Annotated in this window: 15 protein-coding genes and 1 tRNA gene; 11 read left to right on the top strand and 5 right to left on the bottom strand. The window is 59.5% G+C overall.

Features of this window, described 5'->3' with window-relative positions; all coding sequences use genetic code 11:
* Window positions 1–91: 91 nt before the first annotated feature.
* Window positions 92–1,063, top strand: coding sequence for a sodium-dependent bicarbonate transport family permease (locus R1W01_RS12575; RefSeq protein ID WP_317275243.1), 972 nt, complete (start codon window positions 92–94; stop codon window positions 1,061–1,063).
* Here the strand turns inward: R1W01_RS12575 and R1W01_RS12580 are convergent.
* Window positions 1,060–2,106, bottom strand: coding sequence for an ornithine cyclodeaminase (locus tag R1W01_RS12580; RefSeq protein ID WP_297757133.1), 1,047 nt, complete (start codon window positions 2,104–2,106; stop codon window positions 1,060–1,062). The two genes, R1W01_RS12575 and R1W01_RS12580, sit on opposite strands and share 4 nt — an antisense overlap.
* Window positions 2,103–3,029, bottom strand: coding sequence for an arginase (rocF, locus tag R1W01_RS12585; RefSeq protein ID WP_297757136.1), 927 nt, complete (start codon window positions 3,027–3,029; stop codon window positions 2,103–2,105). The genes R1W01_RS12580 and rocF overlap by 4 nt, the downstream gene beginning before the upstream one ends.
* 118 nt (window positions 3,030–3,147) lie before the next feature.
* On the opposite strand from rocF, the gene R1W01_RS12590 reads away from it, so the two are divergent.
* A complete protein-coding gene (locus R1W01_RS12590; protein WP_243612972.1) occupies window positions 3,148–3,573 on the top strand; it encodes an Lrp/AsnC family transcriptional regulator in 426 nt (141 codons plus the stop codon).
* Between the two features lie 5 nt (window positions 3,574–3,578).
* Here R1W01_RS12590 and R1W01_RS12595 read toward each other — a convergent pair whose 3' ends face one another.
* Both R1W01_RS12595 and R1W01_RS12600 read right to left on the bottom strand, forming a co-directional pair.
* Entirely contained in the window at window positions 3,579–4,049 is a 471-nt protein-coding gene (locus R1W01_RS12595; RefSeq protein WP_297757140.1) for a disulfide bond formation protein B, read from the bottom strand.
* Window positions 4,046–4,624 (bottom strand): YqaA family protein, encoded by a 579-nt coding sequence (locus R1W01_RS12600; RefSeq protein WP_243612970.1) that lies wholly within the window; start codon window positions 4,622–4,624, stop codon window positions 4,046–4,048. The genes R1W01_RS12595 and R1W01_RS12600 overlap by 4 nt, the downstream gene beginning before the upstream one ends.
* 184 nt (window positions 4,625–4,808) lie before the next feature.
* Between R1W01_RS12600 and R1W01_RS12605 the strand changes: the two genes are divergently transcribed.
* The 4 genes from R1W01_RS12605 to R1W01_RS12620 all read left to right on the top strand — a co-directional run bounded on the left by R1W01_RS12605 (window position 4,809) and on the right by R1W01_RS12620 (window position 8,144).
* The gene (locus tag R1W01_RS12605) at window positions 4,809–6,062 is read left to right on the top strand and encodes a flavin-dependent oxidoreductase (protein ID WP_297757145.1); all 1,254 of its coding nucleotides are present in this window, start codon (window positions 4,809–4,811) and stop codon (window positions 6,060–6,062) included.
* Window position 6,063: 1 nt separating this feature from the next.
* A complete protein-coding gene (locus tag R1W01_RS12610; protein ID WP_297757148.1) occupies window positions 6,064–6,648 on the top strand; it encodes a TRAP transporter small permease in 585 nt (194 codons plus the stop codon).
* Window positions 6,645–7,997: a TRAP transporter large permease gene (locus tag R1W01_RS12615; RefSeq protein ID WP_297757151.1), complete on the top strand. Its 1,353-nt coding sequence runs from the start codon at window positions 6,645–6,647 to the stop codon at window positions 7,995–7,997. Before R1W01_RS12610 ends, R1W01_RS12615 begins: the two co-directional genes overlap by 4 nt.
* 61 nt (window positions 7,998–8,058) lie before the next feature.
* Window positions 8,059–8,144: transfer RNA gene (locus tag R1W01_RS12620), tRNA-Leu, on the top strand.
* 124 nt (window positions 8,145–8,268) lie between these two features.
* Here R1W01_RS12620 and R1W01_RS12625 read toward each other — a convergent pair.
* On the bottom strand, window positions 8,269–8,952 hold the full coding sequence (locus tag R1W01_RS12625) for a hypothetical protein (RefSeq protein WP_297757154.1): 684 nt from the start codon (window positions 8,950–8,952) through the stop codon (window positions 8,269–8,271).
* A 637-nt stretch (window positions 8,953–9,589) separates the two neighbouring features.
* Between R1W01_RS12625 and R1W01_RS12630 the strand changes: the two genes are divergently transcribed.
* From R1W01_RS12630 to R1W01_RS12650, 5 genes are all read left to right on the top strand, one after another.
* Window positions 9,590–10,084, top strand: coding sequence for a spore coat U domain-containing protein (locus tag R1W01_RS12630; RefSeq protein WP_297757157.1), 495 nt, complete (start codon window positions 9,590–9,592; stop codon window positions 10,082–10,084).
* An 8-nt stretch (window positions 10,085–10,092) separates the two neighbouring features.
* A complete protein-coding gene (locus R1W01_RS12635) occupies window positions 10,093–10,533 on the top strand; it encodes a molecular chaperone (RefSeq protein WP_317275250.1) in 441 nt (146 codons plus the stop codon).
* A gap of 67 nt (window positions 10,534–10,600) precedes the next feature.
* Window positions 10,601–12,937 carry a fimbria/pilus outer membrane usher protein gene (locus R1W01_RS12640; protein WP_297757164.1) on the top strand — a complete coding sequence of 779 codons (2,337 nt, stop codon included), beginning with the start codon at window positions 10,601–10,603 and terminating at the stop codon, window positions 12,935–12,937.
* On the top strand, window positions 12,934–13,890 hold the full coding sequence (locus R1W01_RS12645; protein ID WP_297757167.1) for a spore coat U domain-containing protein: 957 nt from the start codon (window positions 12,934–12,936) through the stop codon (window positions 13,888–13,890). Before R1W01_RS12640 ends, R1W01_RS12645 begins: the two co-directional genes overlap by 4 nt.
* Before the next feature lie 210 nt (window positions 13,891–14,100).
* A complete protein-coding gene (locus R1W01_RS12650) occupies window positions 14,101–15,765 on the top strand; it encodes a hypothetical protein (protein ID WP_243612911.1) in 1,665 nt (554 codons plus the stop codon).
* Window positions 15,766–15,926: the final 161 nt, after the last annotated feature.

The following is a 15,926-nucleotide window of genomic DNA, read 5'->3' on the forward strand; positions in this document are numbered from 1 at the left end:
TCAAAACTGTTGAAACAATATATTGGAGATATGATTTGGTTCAAGCCATACCGCCAGCCCAGTGAAATAACGAAAAATAAGGAGGCCCGTGATGGATACGGCCCTGACCATGCTGGCGGACAATCTTCTCGTTCCGACAATCCTTTTCTTCGCGCTCGGCCTCGTGGCGGCGGTCATGCGCAGCGACCTTTCGATTCCCGTGGGGGCGGCGAAGGTCATGTCGATCTACCTCCTCTTTGCCATCGGCTTCAAAGGCGGTGTGGGTGTCTCCGAGTCCGGGGCCTCTGGCAAGCTCATCGCGACGCTCTTTGCGGGGGCGGTGCTCTCGCTCCTGATGCCGTTCCTCGCCTATATCCTCCTGCGCGCGCTCACGCGGCTTGGTCAGCTCGATGCGGCGGCGGTTGCGGGGCACTATGGCTCGATCTCCATCGTGACTTTCGTGACGGCGTCGAACCTTCTGGAAACACAAGGGATTTCCTCGGAGAGCTACATCGTGGCGGTGGCTGCGGTGATGGAGGTTCCGGCGATCCTCTCGGCGCTCTGGCTCGCGGCGCGGAGCCGCCCCGGCACAAAGCTCGATGCGACACTCCTGCGCGACATCCTTGCCAATGGCTCCATCGTGCTTCTTGTCGGGGCCTTCCTGATCGGCGCGGTGACGGGCAAGCCGGGGCTTGAACAGATCGACGAATTCATCGTCGTGCCTTTCACCGGCGTGCTCTGTCTTTTCCTCCTCGACATGGGCCTTTCGGCGGGCCGCAGCCTTCTCAGCCATCGTCGCGAGCTGAGCCTCGGGCTCTTTGCCTTTGGTTGCCTCATGCCGGTGATCGGAAGCGTTCTTGGCCTTGTCGCGGGGGTGGCCATCGGCCTGTCGCAGGGGGGCGTGTTCCTGATGATGACGCTGGCGACGTCGGCCTCCTATATCGCCGTGCCCGCCGCCATGCGCATTGCTTTGCCCGAAGCGAAGGCGGGGGTCTACCTCTCCGCCTCGCTCGGGATCACCTTCCCGTTCAACCTGACGCTTGGGCTTCCGCTCTATGCGTGGTTGGCGGCAATGGTCGCCTAGCCCGCAGCGCGGGTCAGCATCCCGAAGAGATCGCGCGGATCGTCGGGATCGGCAAGCAGATCGAGATCCTGGTGATACGGGGTCTCGAGCACCGTATCGCGCACGTAGCGCAGGGCCGAGAAATCCTCGATGGCAAAGCCGACCCCGTCAAAGAGCGTGATCTGGCGCGCATCGCGGCGGCCTTGTTTGGCGCCGGTGATGACTTCCCAAAGCTCGGTCACGGCAAAGTCCTCGGGCATCTGTTGGATCTCGCCCTCGATGCGGGTCTGGGGCGGGTATTCGACGAAGACGTCAGAGCGTTCGAGGATGCCCTTGGCCAGTTCGGTCTTGCCCGGACAGTCGCCGCCGATGGCATTGATATGCACGCCGGCGCCGACCATGTTGTCGCTGAGGATGGTGGCATATTGCTTGTCGGCGGTGCAGGTGGTGAGGATCTGCGCGCCCTCGATGGCTTCTTCCGGCGAGGTGCAGCGGATCACGGTGAGGCCGGTGCCTTCGAGGTTCGCCGCGCATTTCTCGGTCGCCTTTGGATCGCGGTCAAAGAGGCGCACGGTGTCGATGCCGACAATGGCCTTCATGGCGAGGCTCTGGAACTCGGACTGCGCCCCGTTGCCGATCATGGCCATGGTCGAAGACCCCTTTGGCGCCAGATGCTTGGCGACCATTGCTGAGGTGGCGGCGGTGCGCAGTGCGGTCAACAGCGTCATCTCCGTAAGGAGCGTTGGGTAACCGGTATAGACATTGGCAAGCAGGCCAAAGGCGGTCACGGTCTGAAGCCCTTCGGAGGTGTTCTTGGGGTGGCCGTTCACGTATTTGAAGCCATAGGCCTCGCCATCCGAGGTCGGCATCAATTCGATCACGCCGACATCGGAATGCGAGGCGACGCGCGGGGTCTTGTCGAAAAGCTCCCAGCGGCGGAAATCGTCCTCGATATAGGCGGCGAGGTCGGTGAGCATCTTCTCAAGGCCGACATGATGCACGAGGCGCATCATGTTTTCGACGCTGACGAAGGGGACGAGGGCTTTGTGAGAGGGTTGGATCATGAGTAGCTCCGGGTCACGCGGTCAAAGATGTTGCGGCCAAGGGCGGACGCGGCGAGGTCCACCATGAGTTTGGCGGTGCGGCCGCGGGTATCGAGGAAAGGGTTCAATTCCACGAGGTCGAGAGAGGTCATCAACCCGCTGTCATAGAGCATTTCCATCACCAGATGCGCCTCGCGCACCGTAGCGCCGCCGGGAACGGTCGTGCCGACGGCAGGGGCCACATCGGGGTCGAGGAAGTCCACATCGAGGCTCACATGCAGCATACCCTTGGCTGCTGCGACGCGGTCGAGGAAGGCGGCGAGGGGACGGGCGATGCCGTGCTCATCAATCTCGCGCATGTCATGGGCGTGGATTCCTGTCTTTTCGATCGCGGCACGTTCGGCGCGGTCGACCGAGCGCAGCCCGAGGAGGCAGATGTTCTCTTCTGGCACGGCAGCGGGCAGGGGCGGGAAGGCGTCGAAACCTTTCTGACCACTGATATAGGCGACGGGGGTGCCGTGGAGATTGCCGGAATCCGTGCTGCCGGGGGTGTGAAAATCGGTATGGGCATCCAGCCAGAGCATGAATTGCGGACGGCCTTCGCGCGCTGCATGAGCCGCGACGCCGCTCACCGTGCCAGCGGAGAGCGCATGGTCGCCGCCCATGAAAATCGGCAAACCGTCGGCCATCGCCGCCTCGGCGCTTTTCTGAAGCGCGCGGGTCCAGGCGACGGTCTCATTGAGCGCGTGCAGATGGGTGTCTTTGGCCTCGGGAGCAAAAGCGCCGGGCTGAACATTGCCTGTGTCGGTGACGGTATGGCCTAGGTCGATGAGGCTCTCGGAGAGGCCTGCGGTGCGATAGGCGTCGGGCCCCATGAGACAGCCGCGTCGCCGCTTGCCGCAATCCATAGGCACCCCGATCAGATGAATGGGTTTGGTGGTCATGTCGCGTTTCCATTTTCCGGGTCTGACGCGAAGATGCGTGCGAAATGGGTTGAATAACAGCTAACATTTTGCGCAAACTGGGCCTCAACTTGACATAACGGAGGTAGGTTGCGCCAAAATGGATGATCTGGATCGCAAGCTTGTTTCGGCTCTACGGCATGATGCACGGGCCTCTCTTTCGGATCTTGCGCTCTTGCTCGGGGTGTCACGCACCACGGTGCGGGGACGGATCGAGCGGCTTCGGGCGCGGGGCGACATTGTGGGGTTTACGGTTGTACTGCGTCAGGATGCGCATCGTGACTCGGTGCGGGGCCTGATGATGATCGGGATCGAGGGGCGCGGCGCAGAGCGGATCACCCGCCAGCTTGGCGGTCTGCCGGAGGTGCGCGCCATTCATTCGACCAATGGGCGTTGGGATCTGATCGTGGAGATTGGCACGGACACGCTTGAGGCGCTGGATGCGGTTCTGGCGCGCATCCGCAAGTTCGAAGGCGTCGCGACGAGCGAGACGAGCCTCCTTTTGTCGACGCGCAAGGCGGGGTGAAGAACCTAGCGGGCGTCTTTGGGCATGAAGGCGACGTAGATCCATAGAAGCGCCACGACGAAAGAGCCGATGGCGTTCAGATTCGCCATGGTGACGCCGAACATTTCCCACGGGATTTCATCGCAAAGCGCGGGCGGTTTGGCATTGGCGAAATCGAGGAGATTGCCCGAGCCGTCATTCGTGAGCCCACGCCCGGTACAGCTTGCCGGGCCATCCCACCATTTGCGCTCGACGCCGGAATGGTAGGCACCGATGGCGGCGGTGGTGAAGGTGGAAAGGGCGGCAAGCAGGGCGAAAAGGCGTTTGTGCATCGCAAGCATCAGGAGCCCGAAGCCAGCGGCGGCCCAGTGCGGATAGCGTTGCCAGAAGCACATGGCGCAAGGATCAAGCCCGCCGATGAACTGAAACCCCCAAGCCCCGAGGATCGAGAGCACGGAGAACGCGGTCAGCAGCAGGGTCAGACGTTGACGGGTCATAGATACCTCGTGACGAAAAAGCCGCCAAAGAGCAGCAGGACAAAGAGCGTTGCCATCAGGCCGAGGCGCTTCTCGATGAAGTCTCGGATCGGTGCGCCATATTTCCACAAGAGCGCGGCGACGATGAAGAAGCGCAGGCCGCGGGCGAGGATCGAGGTCACAACGAAGGTCGCGAGCGGCATGCCCGTCCACCCCGACATGATGGTGATGACCTTGAACGGGAAGGGCGTCACCCCGGCAGCGAGCACGGCCCAGAAGCCGAAATCGTTGAACCGGGTGTTGAACTCGGCCACGGCGTCGGCTTTGCCGAGGCTGGTCAGGATCGGTTGGCCGATCTGTTCAAAGGCAAAGGCTCCGATTGCATAGCCCAGCAACCCGCCGAGCACCGAGGCGACGAGCGCAACGGTCGCGATCAGCCACGCGCGCGAGGGTCGTGCCAGGATCATCGGGATCATCAGGACATCGGGCGGGATCGGGAAGAAGGAGCTTTCGACGAAACTGATCAGGGCCAGCGCCCAGAGCGCGCGGGGATGATCGGCAAGGCGAAGCGTCCATTGATAAAGCGAATTGAGCATATCGGCGCGGATCCCGGTTGGTTTCCTCTCTTGGGCCGCAATTGGCCGCGAAATTCAAGCCCCGAATCTTTGTTTTCGGCGAAGTCACTTCACAACCGCGACAGGATAAGGGGTTGACCTCTGGCGATGGGTAAAGGAATCCACTGTCCAAGCATTCGTGGGATGGCCGGAGACCAAGAGACAGATGACCGTATTGATTGCAGGCGCCGGGATTGCCGGTCTGAGCCTTGGCCTTTCCTTGCACCAGATCGGTGTGCCGTTCCGGATTTACGAGGCGGTGCGCGAGATCAAGCCGCTTGGCGTCGGTATCAACCTGCAACCGCATGCGACGCGCGAATTGATCGAGATGGGGCTTGAGGATGGGCTCGATAAGGTGGGGCTGCGCACCGAAGAGGTCGCTTATTTCTCGCGTCAGGGCAAACTGATCTGGTCCGAGCCGCGCGGGATGGATGCGGGCTATCACTGGCCACAGTTCTCGATCCATCGCGGCGGTTTGCAGATGCTCCTTTTGGAGACGTTGATCGAACGCTGCGGGGCCGATGTGGTCAAGATGGGCCATGCGGTCACGGGATGGCAAGAAACGGAGACCGGCGTGTCGGTCAGTCTCGAGGATCGCAAGACCGGGACGGCGCTTGGCGCAGAGGAGGGGAGCCTTCTTATCGCGGCAGATGGGATTAACTCGGTCCTACGCGCCGGGCAATATCCGAACGAGGGTCCGGCCCATTGGGGCGGCACGATGATGTGGCGCGGCGTGACCAAGGGGCCGCGGTTCCTGACGGGACGGTCGATGGCGATGGCGGGCGTGAAACGGTGCAAGTTCGTCATCTATCCAATCGGCGATACAGAAGACGGCGGCAGCCTGCTGAACTGGATCGCGGATCTGACCATGCCTGAGGATTACGATTGGCGCAAACAGGACTGGAATCGCCCCGGAAAGCTCGAGGATTTTCTGCCGGCGTTCGAGGATTGGACCTTTGACTGGCTCGACGTGCCGCAAATCATCCGTGATGCCGAGGCGATCTATGAATTCCCGATGGTGGATCGCAACCCGCTGCCGCAATGGAGCTTTGGCCCGCTGACGCTTCTCGGCGATGCGGCGCACGCGATGTATCCGATTGGCTCGAATGGGGCGAGCCAGGGGATCATTGATGCGCGCATCCTGGCCCGCGAGATCAAGGCGCATGGGGCCACGCAAGCGGCGCTCAAATCCTATGAGGAGGCGCGCCGCGAGACGGTCAATGCGCTCGTCCTGCGCAATCGCGGCGACGGTCCGGACAAGGTTCTCGACATCGTGGAGGCGCGCGCACCGGACGGGTTTGACGATATTGAAACCGTGATGCCGCTTTCCGAACGGCAAGAGCTTGCATCCGGATACAAGAAGATCGCAGGCATGGATATTGCCGCGCTGAACGCGCGCGGTCCGCTTCTGGAGCCCTGATATGTATTTCGCCCCCCGTCTCGAGAAACGCATGGGCCGCGTCATTGATATGCTTGCAAGGGTCATGGCCTATGGCGGCGGCTTGGTCCTGCTTGCGATCTCGGTCATGACCGTGGTGTCGATCATCGGGCGGGCCGGGGTTGGCTATGGTCTTCAGCCGGTGCCGGGGGACTACGAACTAGTCGCCAATGGCTGTGCGCTGGCGGTGTTTTCCTTTCTTCCCTATTGCCAGCTTAAACGCGGCCACGTCACGGTCGACATCCTCACCGATCATTTCCCGGCGCGGGCGCGGGCGTTGATGGGGCTGCTTGGGGATGTTCTGATCACGCTCGCGGCACTGGTGATCCTGCGCCAGCTCTGGTTCGGTTTTGCCGAGAAATTCCCCTATGGCAGCGATGCGCTGCGCGAGGCGCTTTCCATGGGCTATAAGCCGTTCTACCCCGAAACCACCTATGAATTGGAAATCCCGGTCTGGATTCCTTATGGCTTTGCGCTTCTGGGGGCGACGCTCTTCGCGCTGGTCTCGCTTTATACAGTCTGGCGGAGCCTCAACTGGTGCGCCACGGGCCGGGAGGATGCGGTATGACCGGGATTGAATTGGCTCTTTCGGCCTTTGGCCTCATGCTTCTTGGTATATTCCTCAGGGTGCCGATTGCCATTGCCATGGCGATGACCGGGTTCTTTGGTACGTGGTTTATTATGGGTACGGCCAATGCGCCGATGGCCCAGCTCAAGACCATGAGCTACGAAACTTTCTCCAACCAAGGCCTCTCCATCGTGCCGCTCTTCCTCCTCATGGGGCAGGTGGCGACGCGGACAGGCATGTCCTCGGCCCTGTTTCGTGCGGCGAGCGATTGGCTTGGCCATCTGCGTGGCGGTGTGGCGATGGCCTCGGTCGGGGCCTGCGCGGGGTTCGGCGCGATCTGTGGCTCGTCTTTGGCCACGGCCTCGACGATGGGGCAGGTGGCGCTGCCGGAAATGCGCAAGCGCGGCTATTCCGATGCGCTTTCTAGCGGGGTTCTCGCGGCAGGCGGCACGCTTGGTATCCTGATCCCGCCGAGTGTCATCCTTGTCATCTATGCGATCATGGCCGAGCAGAATATCGTCAAGATGTTCATGGCGGCGCTCATTCCAGGGCTTCTCGCGGCGCTTGGCTATATGATTACGGTGGCACTCTATGTCAGGTTGCGGCCCGGATCGGCGGATACCGCGCCCTCCGTTCCAATGAAGGCGCGGCTCAAGACGCTGGCCGCCACATGGCCGGTTCTGGCGATCTTCGGCCTGACCATGGGCGGGATCGTCGGCGATTGGAACTGGGTCAAACCCGGCGCACAGGCCCTCTTTACCCCGAATGAGGCCGCGGCCTTTGGGGCGGTGGCGACAACGCTTTATGGGGTGATCGGGCGTCGCCTGTCTTGGGCGGGTCTTTGGGAGTCGATCCTTGAGACGGCCAAGGCCACGGCGATGATCTTTCTGATCTTGCTTGGGGCGGAGCTTTTCAAAGGTTTTCTTGCCCTGACGCGCGCGCCCGCATTGCTGGCCGATTGGGTGCAGCTTGCCGATCTGTCGCCGCTCATTGTGCTTGCGGTGATGCTTCTGGCCTATCTCGTCTTTGGCTGTGTCATGGATTCGCTGTCGATGATCCTCTTGACGGTGCCGATTTTCCTGCCGGTGATTGAGGTGCTTGATTTCGGGCTGACGCCTGAGGAAACCGCGATCTGGTTCGGGGTGCTGGCGCTGATCGTGGTGGAGGTCGGGCTCATCACGCCGCCTGTGGGGATGAATCTCTTTATCATCAACGGCGTGGCGCCCGATATCCCGATCACGCGGACTTATGCCGGCGTCGCACCGTTCATCGCCTCTGACCTTGTGCGGGTGCTTTTGCTTGTCGCGTTTCCGCCAATCACGCTCTGGCTCGTACAGATTATGTTTTGATAGGGTCCGGCGCTTTTTGGGGCTGGACCCTCCGCGCGCTCCCGGCTAGATCAGGGACAAGGCCCAAGTGGCGGAATGGTAGACGCAGGGGATTCAAAATCCCCCGATGGCAACATCGTGTGGGTTCGAGTCCCACCTTGGGCACCAAGTTACCGCGCCAGATTATCCAATAGATGCAACGTGAGATGAAACGTCTTGCGGCGCGCGTATCTGTGTCTTTGCGCCTGCGAAAGCCCTGCCTGCGCGGGGCTTTCTTTGGTTTTCGGCTTGGTTAGGCCACCATGTCCAGATCGCCCAGACCACCCAGACCGCCAAGCAGATCGTCGACAAGCTCGGTCGCCGTCATGGTCAGGGTCTCGACGGTTTCGCCCACGGTCTCGAGAAGGCCGCCGACGATCCCGGTATCCACCTGACCGGTGAGATCATCAACGAGGGACAGAACTTCGTCCACGACAGGCAGATCCAGACCACCTGTCAGTCCCTCAATGAGGCCGTCGATGGGGGAAGTGTCGAGGCCACCGGTGAGACCGTCGATGAGGCCGTCGAGCGCAGAGGTGTCGAGACCGCCGGTCAGCCCGTCGATGAGACCTTCAACCGGGGAGGTGTCGAGGCCGCCGGTCAGGCCGTCAATCAGACCATCGACCGGAGAGGTGTCGAGGCCACCGGTCAGCCCGTCAATCAGGCCTTCAACCGGGGAGGTGTCGAGGCCGCCAGTGAGCCCGTCGATGAGACCATCGACCGGGGAGGTGTCGAGGCCACCGGTGAGACCGTCAATCAGGCCATCGACCGGAGAGGTATCGAGACCCGCGGTCAGACCTTCGAGAAGGCCGTCAACAGCGGAGGTGTCCAGGCTGCCGGTGACGCTGTCGAGCAGGCCGGTCGACAGCGGGGGAATCGACAGGTCCAGCGTGTCGAGAGGCGAAGTGAGGTCTGGAACGGTGATGTTTTCAAGCATTGAGCTCTCCTAAGTTGAGATAGGTTCAGCGTGACCTAAGGGCACGCAAGCCGATCACTACATCTATTCGTATGTATTGCAATACCTAAGGTTGTATCCAAAAAGATGTATGCAAGAATCAAGTGTGGCGTGGGGGAAGGCATCTGTCGTCGAAACTCCGCGTGTCGCTCGCACAGAGGAACCGGTGCGAGAAGCGCGACATGAGACCCTGGCAGCACAGCAGGTTTGGCTGTCAAAGGCGCAGGCAAGGGCAGGGCGGAGATTTGCGAAAGACCTCAGAGCCTGCGGCTTCGAAGGCTGCGGAACACCGTGAATAACCCGAAAGATTATACGGAACTAATCGAAGAGATAGGTCAGACTCACAGCCAAACCTAACGCTGATACGAAAGTTTGGGAAAAGGTAAAAATGCGCGATATCTATATCTTTTTCCGCATCTTTTGAGTTCTCAGATTTCAAGGCCCGCGTATTCTAAAAACAGGATCCTTTTCAAAATAGGATTCTCGAGCAGTCGGGTACTTATTCCAAATAGGTATCTTTCAGAAACAGGTGCCTTTTTCCAAGGGGCCATATCCTCAGTGCTGATGGCGTTGTCTTGAAGCGCGTAACGCAGAACGTTGCAAAAATAGGGAAGTTAGTATGCTTAGAAAGCACAGTATTGTTGGGATTGCGAGTGCCCTCACCATTGGCGCCAGTGCAACCTTCGCCGCCACTTCAACAGGCACCTTGGGTGTCACGGCGATCGTCGTCGATGCCTGTATCGTCGCCGCCACGCCGATGGCATTCATTGACATCGATGGCAGTGCCGCCACCAACCAGACAACCCCCGGTGTGATTACCGTAACTTGTACCTCGGCCAAGACCGGCGTCACGATCACGCTTGATGGTGGTTTGAATGAAGACACCGGTCAGCGCAATATGACCAGCATCAACACCACGACCGATCTTCCTTACAACATCTACACTGACTCGGGTCACACTGCCGAAGTCGCAGTTGGTGGAGAGATCTTCAACGGCGATATCCCCGCCGTGATCCCGGAAATCATCACGGTCTATGGCCAGATTCCCTCGGGTGCCTATGGGGCGGATCTGCTCTATGGCGATACAGTCACGATCACCGTCGACTACCCATGATCGTTGGAATGGGTTCAAGGACCAGGCAGCGCAGCGTTTTTGCTGCTGCGTTGCTTGTCAGTTTGTGTCCGGTTGCTCTAAGCGCTGAGAGCGTTTCGGTGTCTCCGACGCGGCTCATGTTGCCGCCCGGAGCCAAGCAGGCGGCGCTGACGGTATCGGCAAAACAGCTTGAGCGCCGCGCATCGGTTCAGGTTCGGGTGATGAGCTGGAAGTATGGCACACCTGCGGATCGCCTGAGCAAGACCCGCGATGTCGTCGCCAGTCCGCCGATCACGAAGTTAAAGCCCAGACAGGAACTTACGGTGCGCGTGGTGCGTGTCGCCAAGAAACCTGTTCGCGGGCGTGAATGTTACCGGGTGCTTGTCGATACTTTGCACCCGAAAGCCGAAGACCAATTGGTGAACTTGCGTGTGAGGCATTCTGTCCCCCTTTGTTTTACCGGGAAATGAGTTTGGTTGAGAAATGCATGAATGGGCAAGCAGACTGCGGGCAGGATCCCTTCTCCTAGCGATTTGCTTGTTCCCGATTCAATCCGGGGCGCAGGCGACGGACAACACAACGGCGATATTTGAGACGGGCGGTGAAGAGCTGCCGCTCTATCTCGAGGTCTTTATCAACGGAAAAACCACCGAGCTTATCGGTGAATTCGCGCTGCGGCCGGATGGCACGATGTCTGTCACCGCCGGAGAGATGCGCGAGCTTGGGATCGTGGTTCCGCCGGGCGCCGGTCGCAATAGCACGGTCATCTTGGAAGAGCTGCCCGAGATTACCTATAATTTCGATACGCTTGCACAGACGATCGATTTCCTGATCCCGATCCACAGGCTTCGGCCGGTGGTCACCTCTGCCGCCTATAAATACGAGCTTTCGCCAGAGACGGATACCTCATTCGGTCTTGCCCTGAACTATGATGTATTCGGGCAGTATCAGGTCGCGGGGCCGGGCGCCGAAGGGCTTCAGCAGGTTTCGCTTTCGGCCGACGCGCGGCTTTTCTCCAAGTTCGGCACGCTTTCACATTCGGCCTATATCCTCGACAGCCGCCTTGGAAATTCGAGCTACACGCGCCTTTCGACGACGTTTGAATCCAACTTTCCGGGAAAGGCCGTGTCGCTTCGGATTGGGGATACGATATCTTCGGCGCCGTCCTGGGGCCGTCCCATCCGCATGGGCGGCATTCAGATCAAGCGCGACTTTTCATTGCGCAGCGATATCATTACCGAACCGCTTTTGTCGTTCGGAGGGGTCGCGAATGCCCCGACAACCGTCGATGTCTTTATTGAAAACAACCGCGTTTATTCCGGATCGACCGGGGTAGGCCCGTATGTGTTTGAGGATATCCCGACGATCAACGGCAGTGGTGATGCGGTGATCTATGTGCAGGATATCAACGGCCAGACGGTGCGCAAAGAGGTGTCCTTTTTTCAGTCGAGCTATCTTCTGAAGAAAGGCGTTTTTGACTATAGCCTCGAGATTGGCAAGGCGCGGGTTTTGTATGGGCGTCCGGATAGCCATTATGGCGACCGGCTGCTTTATTCCGGTAGCATGCGATATGGTCTCACCGACCGCATTACCACAGAAGCGCATTTCGAAGGGGCCGATAACCTCAAGCTGTTCGGGCTTGGTGCGGCGTTTGTCATCGCCAACCGGGCGGAGGTGTCGTTCTCGGCCTCGACGAGCCAGTATAAGAACCAGACGGGTCAGCTTTTCTACGGCGCGTTCCGCACCTTCTTTGGCAATAACAAGATCGAAGCCAGCACGCTGCGTGCCGATAGCGATTTCGCGGATCTCTCGCTCTTGGCGTCCGAGGACTATCACGCGAGCATCGGGTCGTTGTTGACGGACAATGACTATCCGGCGTCGCGCGATATCATCAGCGCCTCGTTCCCGCTTCGTAGAAAGCGGGCGAGCCTTGGGGTCAGCTACCTGCGATCCAAGCGCGGCTCGGTCCGGGACGAGATCGCCTCGGTGAGCTATACGCAGGGCATGAAGTGGAACAACGGCACGCTTAGCTTGTCTGCTTCGCGTGATTTCGAAGACAAGACGTCGCGGGTCGGGCTATTCGTGTCCATCCCCATCGGCAAGAAGAGAACCTCTCAGTTCGGCACCGAGGTCGGTCACAACGGTAAGGTCTCGCAATCCATCTATGTCGCGCAGGCACTTGGGCAGGCAATCGGGGATACCGGTTTCGATGCACAGCTGAAGTATCAGCAGGACCGTCTTGATATCCGCGGCTCTGTGAAGAAACGGACCCGCGTCGGCCGGGCCGAGATGGAAGTGCAGAAGGTCGGCGATACGGCGCTTGTGAGCGGCCGTTTCGCGGGATCACTGATTTGGTCCGGTGGCACGATCGTGGCAGGCAATCAGGTGCGCGATGCCTTCGCGGTGGTGAAGGTTGGGGTGCCGGGGGCGTCGGTCTATCTCGACAACCGGGAAGCGGCGCGGGCCAATCGTTTTGGCAACGCGGTCGTCTCTGGCCTCTCGAGCTACCGGCCCAATCGCGTCGCGCTCAACGTGGAAGAACTGCCGCTTGATGTGGTGCCTGAGACCACGGCGGCTGAGGTCGCGCCGGGCCGCAATAGTGGCGTGGTGGTGGATTTCGGCACCTCCAACACCGCAAACAACGCGCTTGTGTCTTTCGTGGATACCCGCGGCAAACCTCTCGAGATGGGCGCCATTGCGCATCTTCGTGGCGAGACATTCATCGTTGGATATGACGGCGAAGCCTATATCGAAGGCCTCTCTGCGACCAACTCCGTGCGGATCGATACTGGCAACGGGGTTTGCAATGCCAGCTTCCGGCTTGCCAATTCGAACGAGATATTCAGCCAGATAGGACCGGTGGTGTGCCAATGAAACGTGTGATTGTTCCCTCTCTGATCGCGGTCTTCTCGGCGCTTTTTCTTTTGTCCTGGAGCGCGCCAGCACAGGCCGTGACCTGTAGTGCCTCCATCACTGATATCGATTTCGGCAATGTCAGCCTCAAGGCGGGGCAGGTCAATCGCACGACCGGATCCTTGCAGATCAACTGTTCCGAGGCGGGGTTGCTCAATGCGATCGGGGTCTGTGTCGAGCTTGGAAGCGGGTCTGGTGGGGCCGGGGCGTCGAACTCGCCGCGGTATTTGCAAGATGGCTTTGGCAATTCAGTCGATTATCAACTGCGCTCGGGCGGCTATGGCTCGTCGAACCCGGTCTGGGAGGATGTCTTTGTCAGTATTCCCATCGTCCTTGGCAGTGGCAGCACGCTCATCCCGATCACCATCTATGCGGATATCAGCACGACCGGCGTCGATTCCCCGATTGGCCTTTATAGTTCGCAATTCAGCGCGGGATCAGATGCCCAGATCACATATGATGTATCGAATTGTAGCCTGTCCGGGCCAACCGCACCTATTCCGAGTTTCTCCGTAAGTGCGAATGTCACCTCGGCCTGTGAGGTCGATTCCGCGACGTTGAATTTCGGATCGATCTCTGGCGTTATTTCTTCGCCCATTGACGCCGACACGCAGATCGCAGTGCGTTGTACGTCGGGGACGAGCTATGATGTGCGCCTGAGCCTTGGCAATGGGCTTCTCGTGACTGATCCCGCACAGCGCAAAATGACCTCTCTTTTGGATAGTCTGCGCTATGGGCTTTATCAGGATTCGGCGCGGACTCAGGTTTGGGGAAATAGTTCTTCAAACGATGTGACCGCGACGGGGACAGGATCGAACCAATTGTTCCCGGTTTATGGCCGGATTCACAGTGGCCAGAGCGTTCTTGCCGGAAGCTATTCGGACACAGTTCTTATTACGGTTGAATATAATTGATCGGGGGTGTCGGGCAGAGAAATGTCCGCGAGGAGGGGTGGCGCCACCGAAAGGAGCAAGTCATAAGATTAGGGGGTATGCCTACCTTGCATGATGATTGCGTCAGACGCGGATCGTGCTATACTAAAGCGCTAGCCCCGTTCAGGGGTCTTTAGCTATGCGAGTCGTAAACAGGATTGCTGGCATAAGAGATTGATAGGGTGGAAGCACGTGGCTGAGAAAACGGATCCGCGAAATATCACTGACACTGGCGGCCAGGGCGCCGAGCGGGATGTCTCCGCATCGGTTCCTCGCGAGCAACGCACGTCCCGAGGGGCGGGTCTGAGTGATTTTGCTGCGTCGGCAATTGGGATGGGGCTCGTCCTGAATGGCGGCGCGCGCAGTGCGGCTGCGTCGACACCCTCCGAGGTCTCTGAAGAGGCTGAAACCGAAGGAACGGATCGTGCCGCGCAAAACGGCGTAACCCCAGCAACGGGTGAACCGGGCGCGAATGGCGCTCCGGAAGGCCAGCAGGGTGCGAACGACAACGAGGCTCCGGAAGGCGAAGAGGGCGAACAAGAGCAGCTTTCGGATCTGCCGCCTCCCTCTGGTGGGACTGCAGCAGGTGGCATGACGGCCAATGTGCGCAATGCCGGTCTCGTGTCTGGACAGATTTTCGAAGAACAAGCCGCGAAAGAGGAAGATTCCGAGGCATCGAACGAAGAGGCCACCGAGGCCCCGACAGTCGATATTATTGCCGGCGCGGATGGCTTGTTGCAGCCGATCCTAGGCGAAGACGGGCTTCTTGATGATCTCCTCGACCTTCTGCTCGACGAGGGAGGGCTTTTGGACTCGATCCTCGGCGATGACGGTCTTGTGGATACGGTGATTGATACGATCCTCGGCACGGACGGAATCCTTGACGGATTGGTCGGCGAAGACGGTTTGCTCGATGTCGACGCGGTTGTTGACGAGCTTCTCGGCGAGGATGGCATTCTGACCGATATCGTCGGGGACATTCTTGGCGACGGCGGCCTTTTGGGCGGCGTGATCGACGTTGTGCTTGGTGAAGATGGCCTCATTAGCGAGATCGGTGTTCTTGATCCGTTGGTGGGTGAGGATGGTCTTGTTGGCCATCTGCTCGAGCCGGTGCTTGGCGCGGATGGTCTTTTGGATGATGCCGTCGGAAATCTCATCGGCGAAGACGGAATTATCGACGAGTTGGTGGCCGATGTGCCGCTGCTTGATCCTTTGCTTGGCTCGGATGGTCTTGTCGGCCAGGTGCTTGATGTCGAAGACGGGCTGATCGGCACGGTTGTCGGCGGTCTTCTTGGTGGCGGTGCCCCGGAAGATCCGCAGAAAGCGGCACAAGGCGAAAGCACAGACGGTGCGGGCGACGATGATGCCTTCCTCGAAAGCCTTCTTGCGATGCCGACAAACGAGGATCCCGGCGCCGAAGGGCTGGTCCTCGACGGTCTGCTTGGCGAGGAAGATGTCTTTGGTTTTGAAGTCGCACCGTTTGACGTTGTCGGCGACGCGGTGGACGATCTTTATGCCGGTCTTACCGGGGATGGCGGTCTGACGGGGGCGGTCGTGGATAGCGGTTTGCTGTCTGGTCAGGTCGAGGTCGACGATGCCGAAGTCGATGCCCTGCTGAGCGATATTCTTGGCCCCTCCACTGCGGATGCGGTCGCGGGCGGCGATGCGCTTGCCATTCTGCTGTCGGATATCGCGGAAGAGGGGGAATCAACCTCCGAGGACGGTGCTGCGAACATCTTCGGGTTGAACGAAGACGGGCTTCTTGACGACGCACCGGCGGCGGTTCTTGATGGCGCCCTAGACGAAGGTGTGCAACTTATTGATGGGTTGTTCAGTGACGAGACGGATCAAGCTTAAAGGTGTGTCTTTAATACTTGAATTATTTGGGGGAAAATTGGCATTACTTTAAATGCACCCTGTGCAAGGATTGGTGTGCCGCGGCAGGAATTGTCCGACATAAGACTTTCATAAGCTCGATGATACTGGGGTGTATCGAGCGATAGAAGAACCGTCTCTGG

The sequence above is a fragment of the Shimia sp. FJ5 genome (assembly GCF_032918335.1).
GTDB classification, from domain to species: Bacteria; Pseudomonadota; Alphaproteobacteria; order Rhodobacterales; family Rhodobacteraceae; genus Shimia; species Shimia aestuarii_A.

Excerpts from the sequence above, each read along its gene's own strand:
- R1W01_RS12625 (WP_297757154.1), bottom strand. The coding sequence starts at position 8,952 with ATGCTTGAAAACATCACCGTTCCAGACCTCACTTCGCCTCTCGACACG.
- R1W01_RS12605 (WP_297757145.1), top strand. The coding sequence starts at position 4,809 with ATGACCGTATTGATTGCAGGCGCCGGGATTGCCGGTCTGAGCCTTGGC.
- R1W01_RS12645 (WP_297757167.1), top strand. The coding sequence starts at position 12,934 with ATGAAACGTGTGATTGTTCCCTCTCTGATCGCGGTCTTCTCGGCGCTT.
- R1W01_RS12575 (WP_317275243.1), top strand. The coding sequence starts at position 92 with ATGGATACGGCCCTGACCATGCTGGCGGACAATCTTCTCGTTCCGACA.
- R1W01_RS12635 (WP_317275250.1), top strand. The coding sequence starts at position 10,093 with ATGGGTTCAAGGACCAGGCAGCGCAGCGTTTTTGCTGCTGCGTTGCTT.
- R1W01_RS12590 (WP_243612972.1), top strand. The coding sequence starts at position 3,148 with ATGGATGATCTGGATCGCAAGCTTGTTTCGGCTCTACGGCATGATGCA.
- R1W01_RS12595 (WP_297757140.1), bottom strand. The coding sequence starts at position 4,049 with ATGACCCGTCAACGTCTGACCCTGCTGCTGACCGCGTTCTCCGTGCTC.
- R1W01_RS12580 (WP_297757133.1), bottom strand. The coding sequence starts at position 2,106 with ATGATCCAACCCTCTCACAAAGCCCTCGTCCCCTTCGTCAGCGTCGAA.
- R1W01_RS12600 (WP_243612970.1), bottom strand. The coding sequence starts at position 4,624 with ATGCTCAATTCGCTTTATCAATGGACGCTTCGCCTTGCCGATCATCCC.
- R1W01_RS12615 (WP_297757151.1), top strand. The coding sequence starts at position 6,645 with ATGACCGGGATTGAATTGGCTCTTTCGGCCTTTGGCCTCATGCTTCTT.
- R1W01_RS12630 (WP_297757157.1), top strand. The coding sequence starts at position 9,590 with ATGCTTAGAAAGCACAGTATTGTTGGGATTGCGAGTGCCCTCACCATT.
- rocF (WP_297757136.1), bottom strand. The coding sequence starts at position 3,029 with ATGACCACCAAACCCATTCATCTGATCGGGGTGCCTATGGATTGCGGC.
- R1W01_RS12610 (WP_297757148.1), top strand. The coding sequence starts at position 6,064 with ATGTATTTCGCCCCCCGTCTCGAGAAACGCATGGGCCGCGTCATTGAT.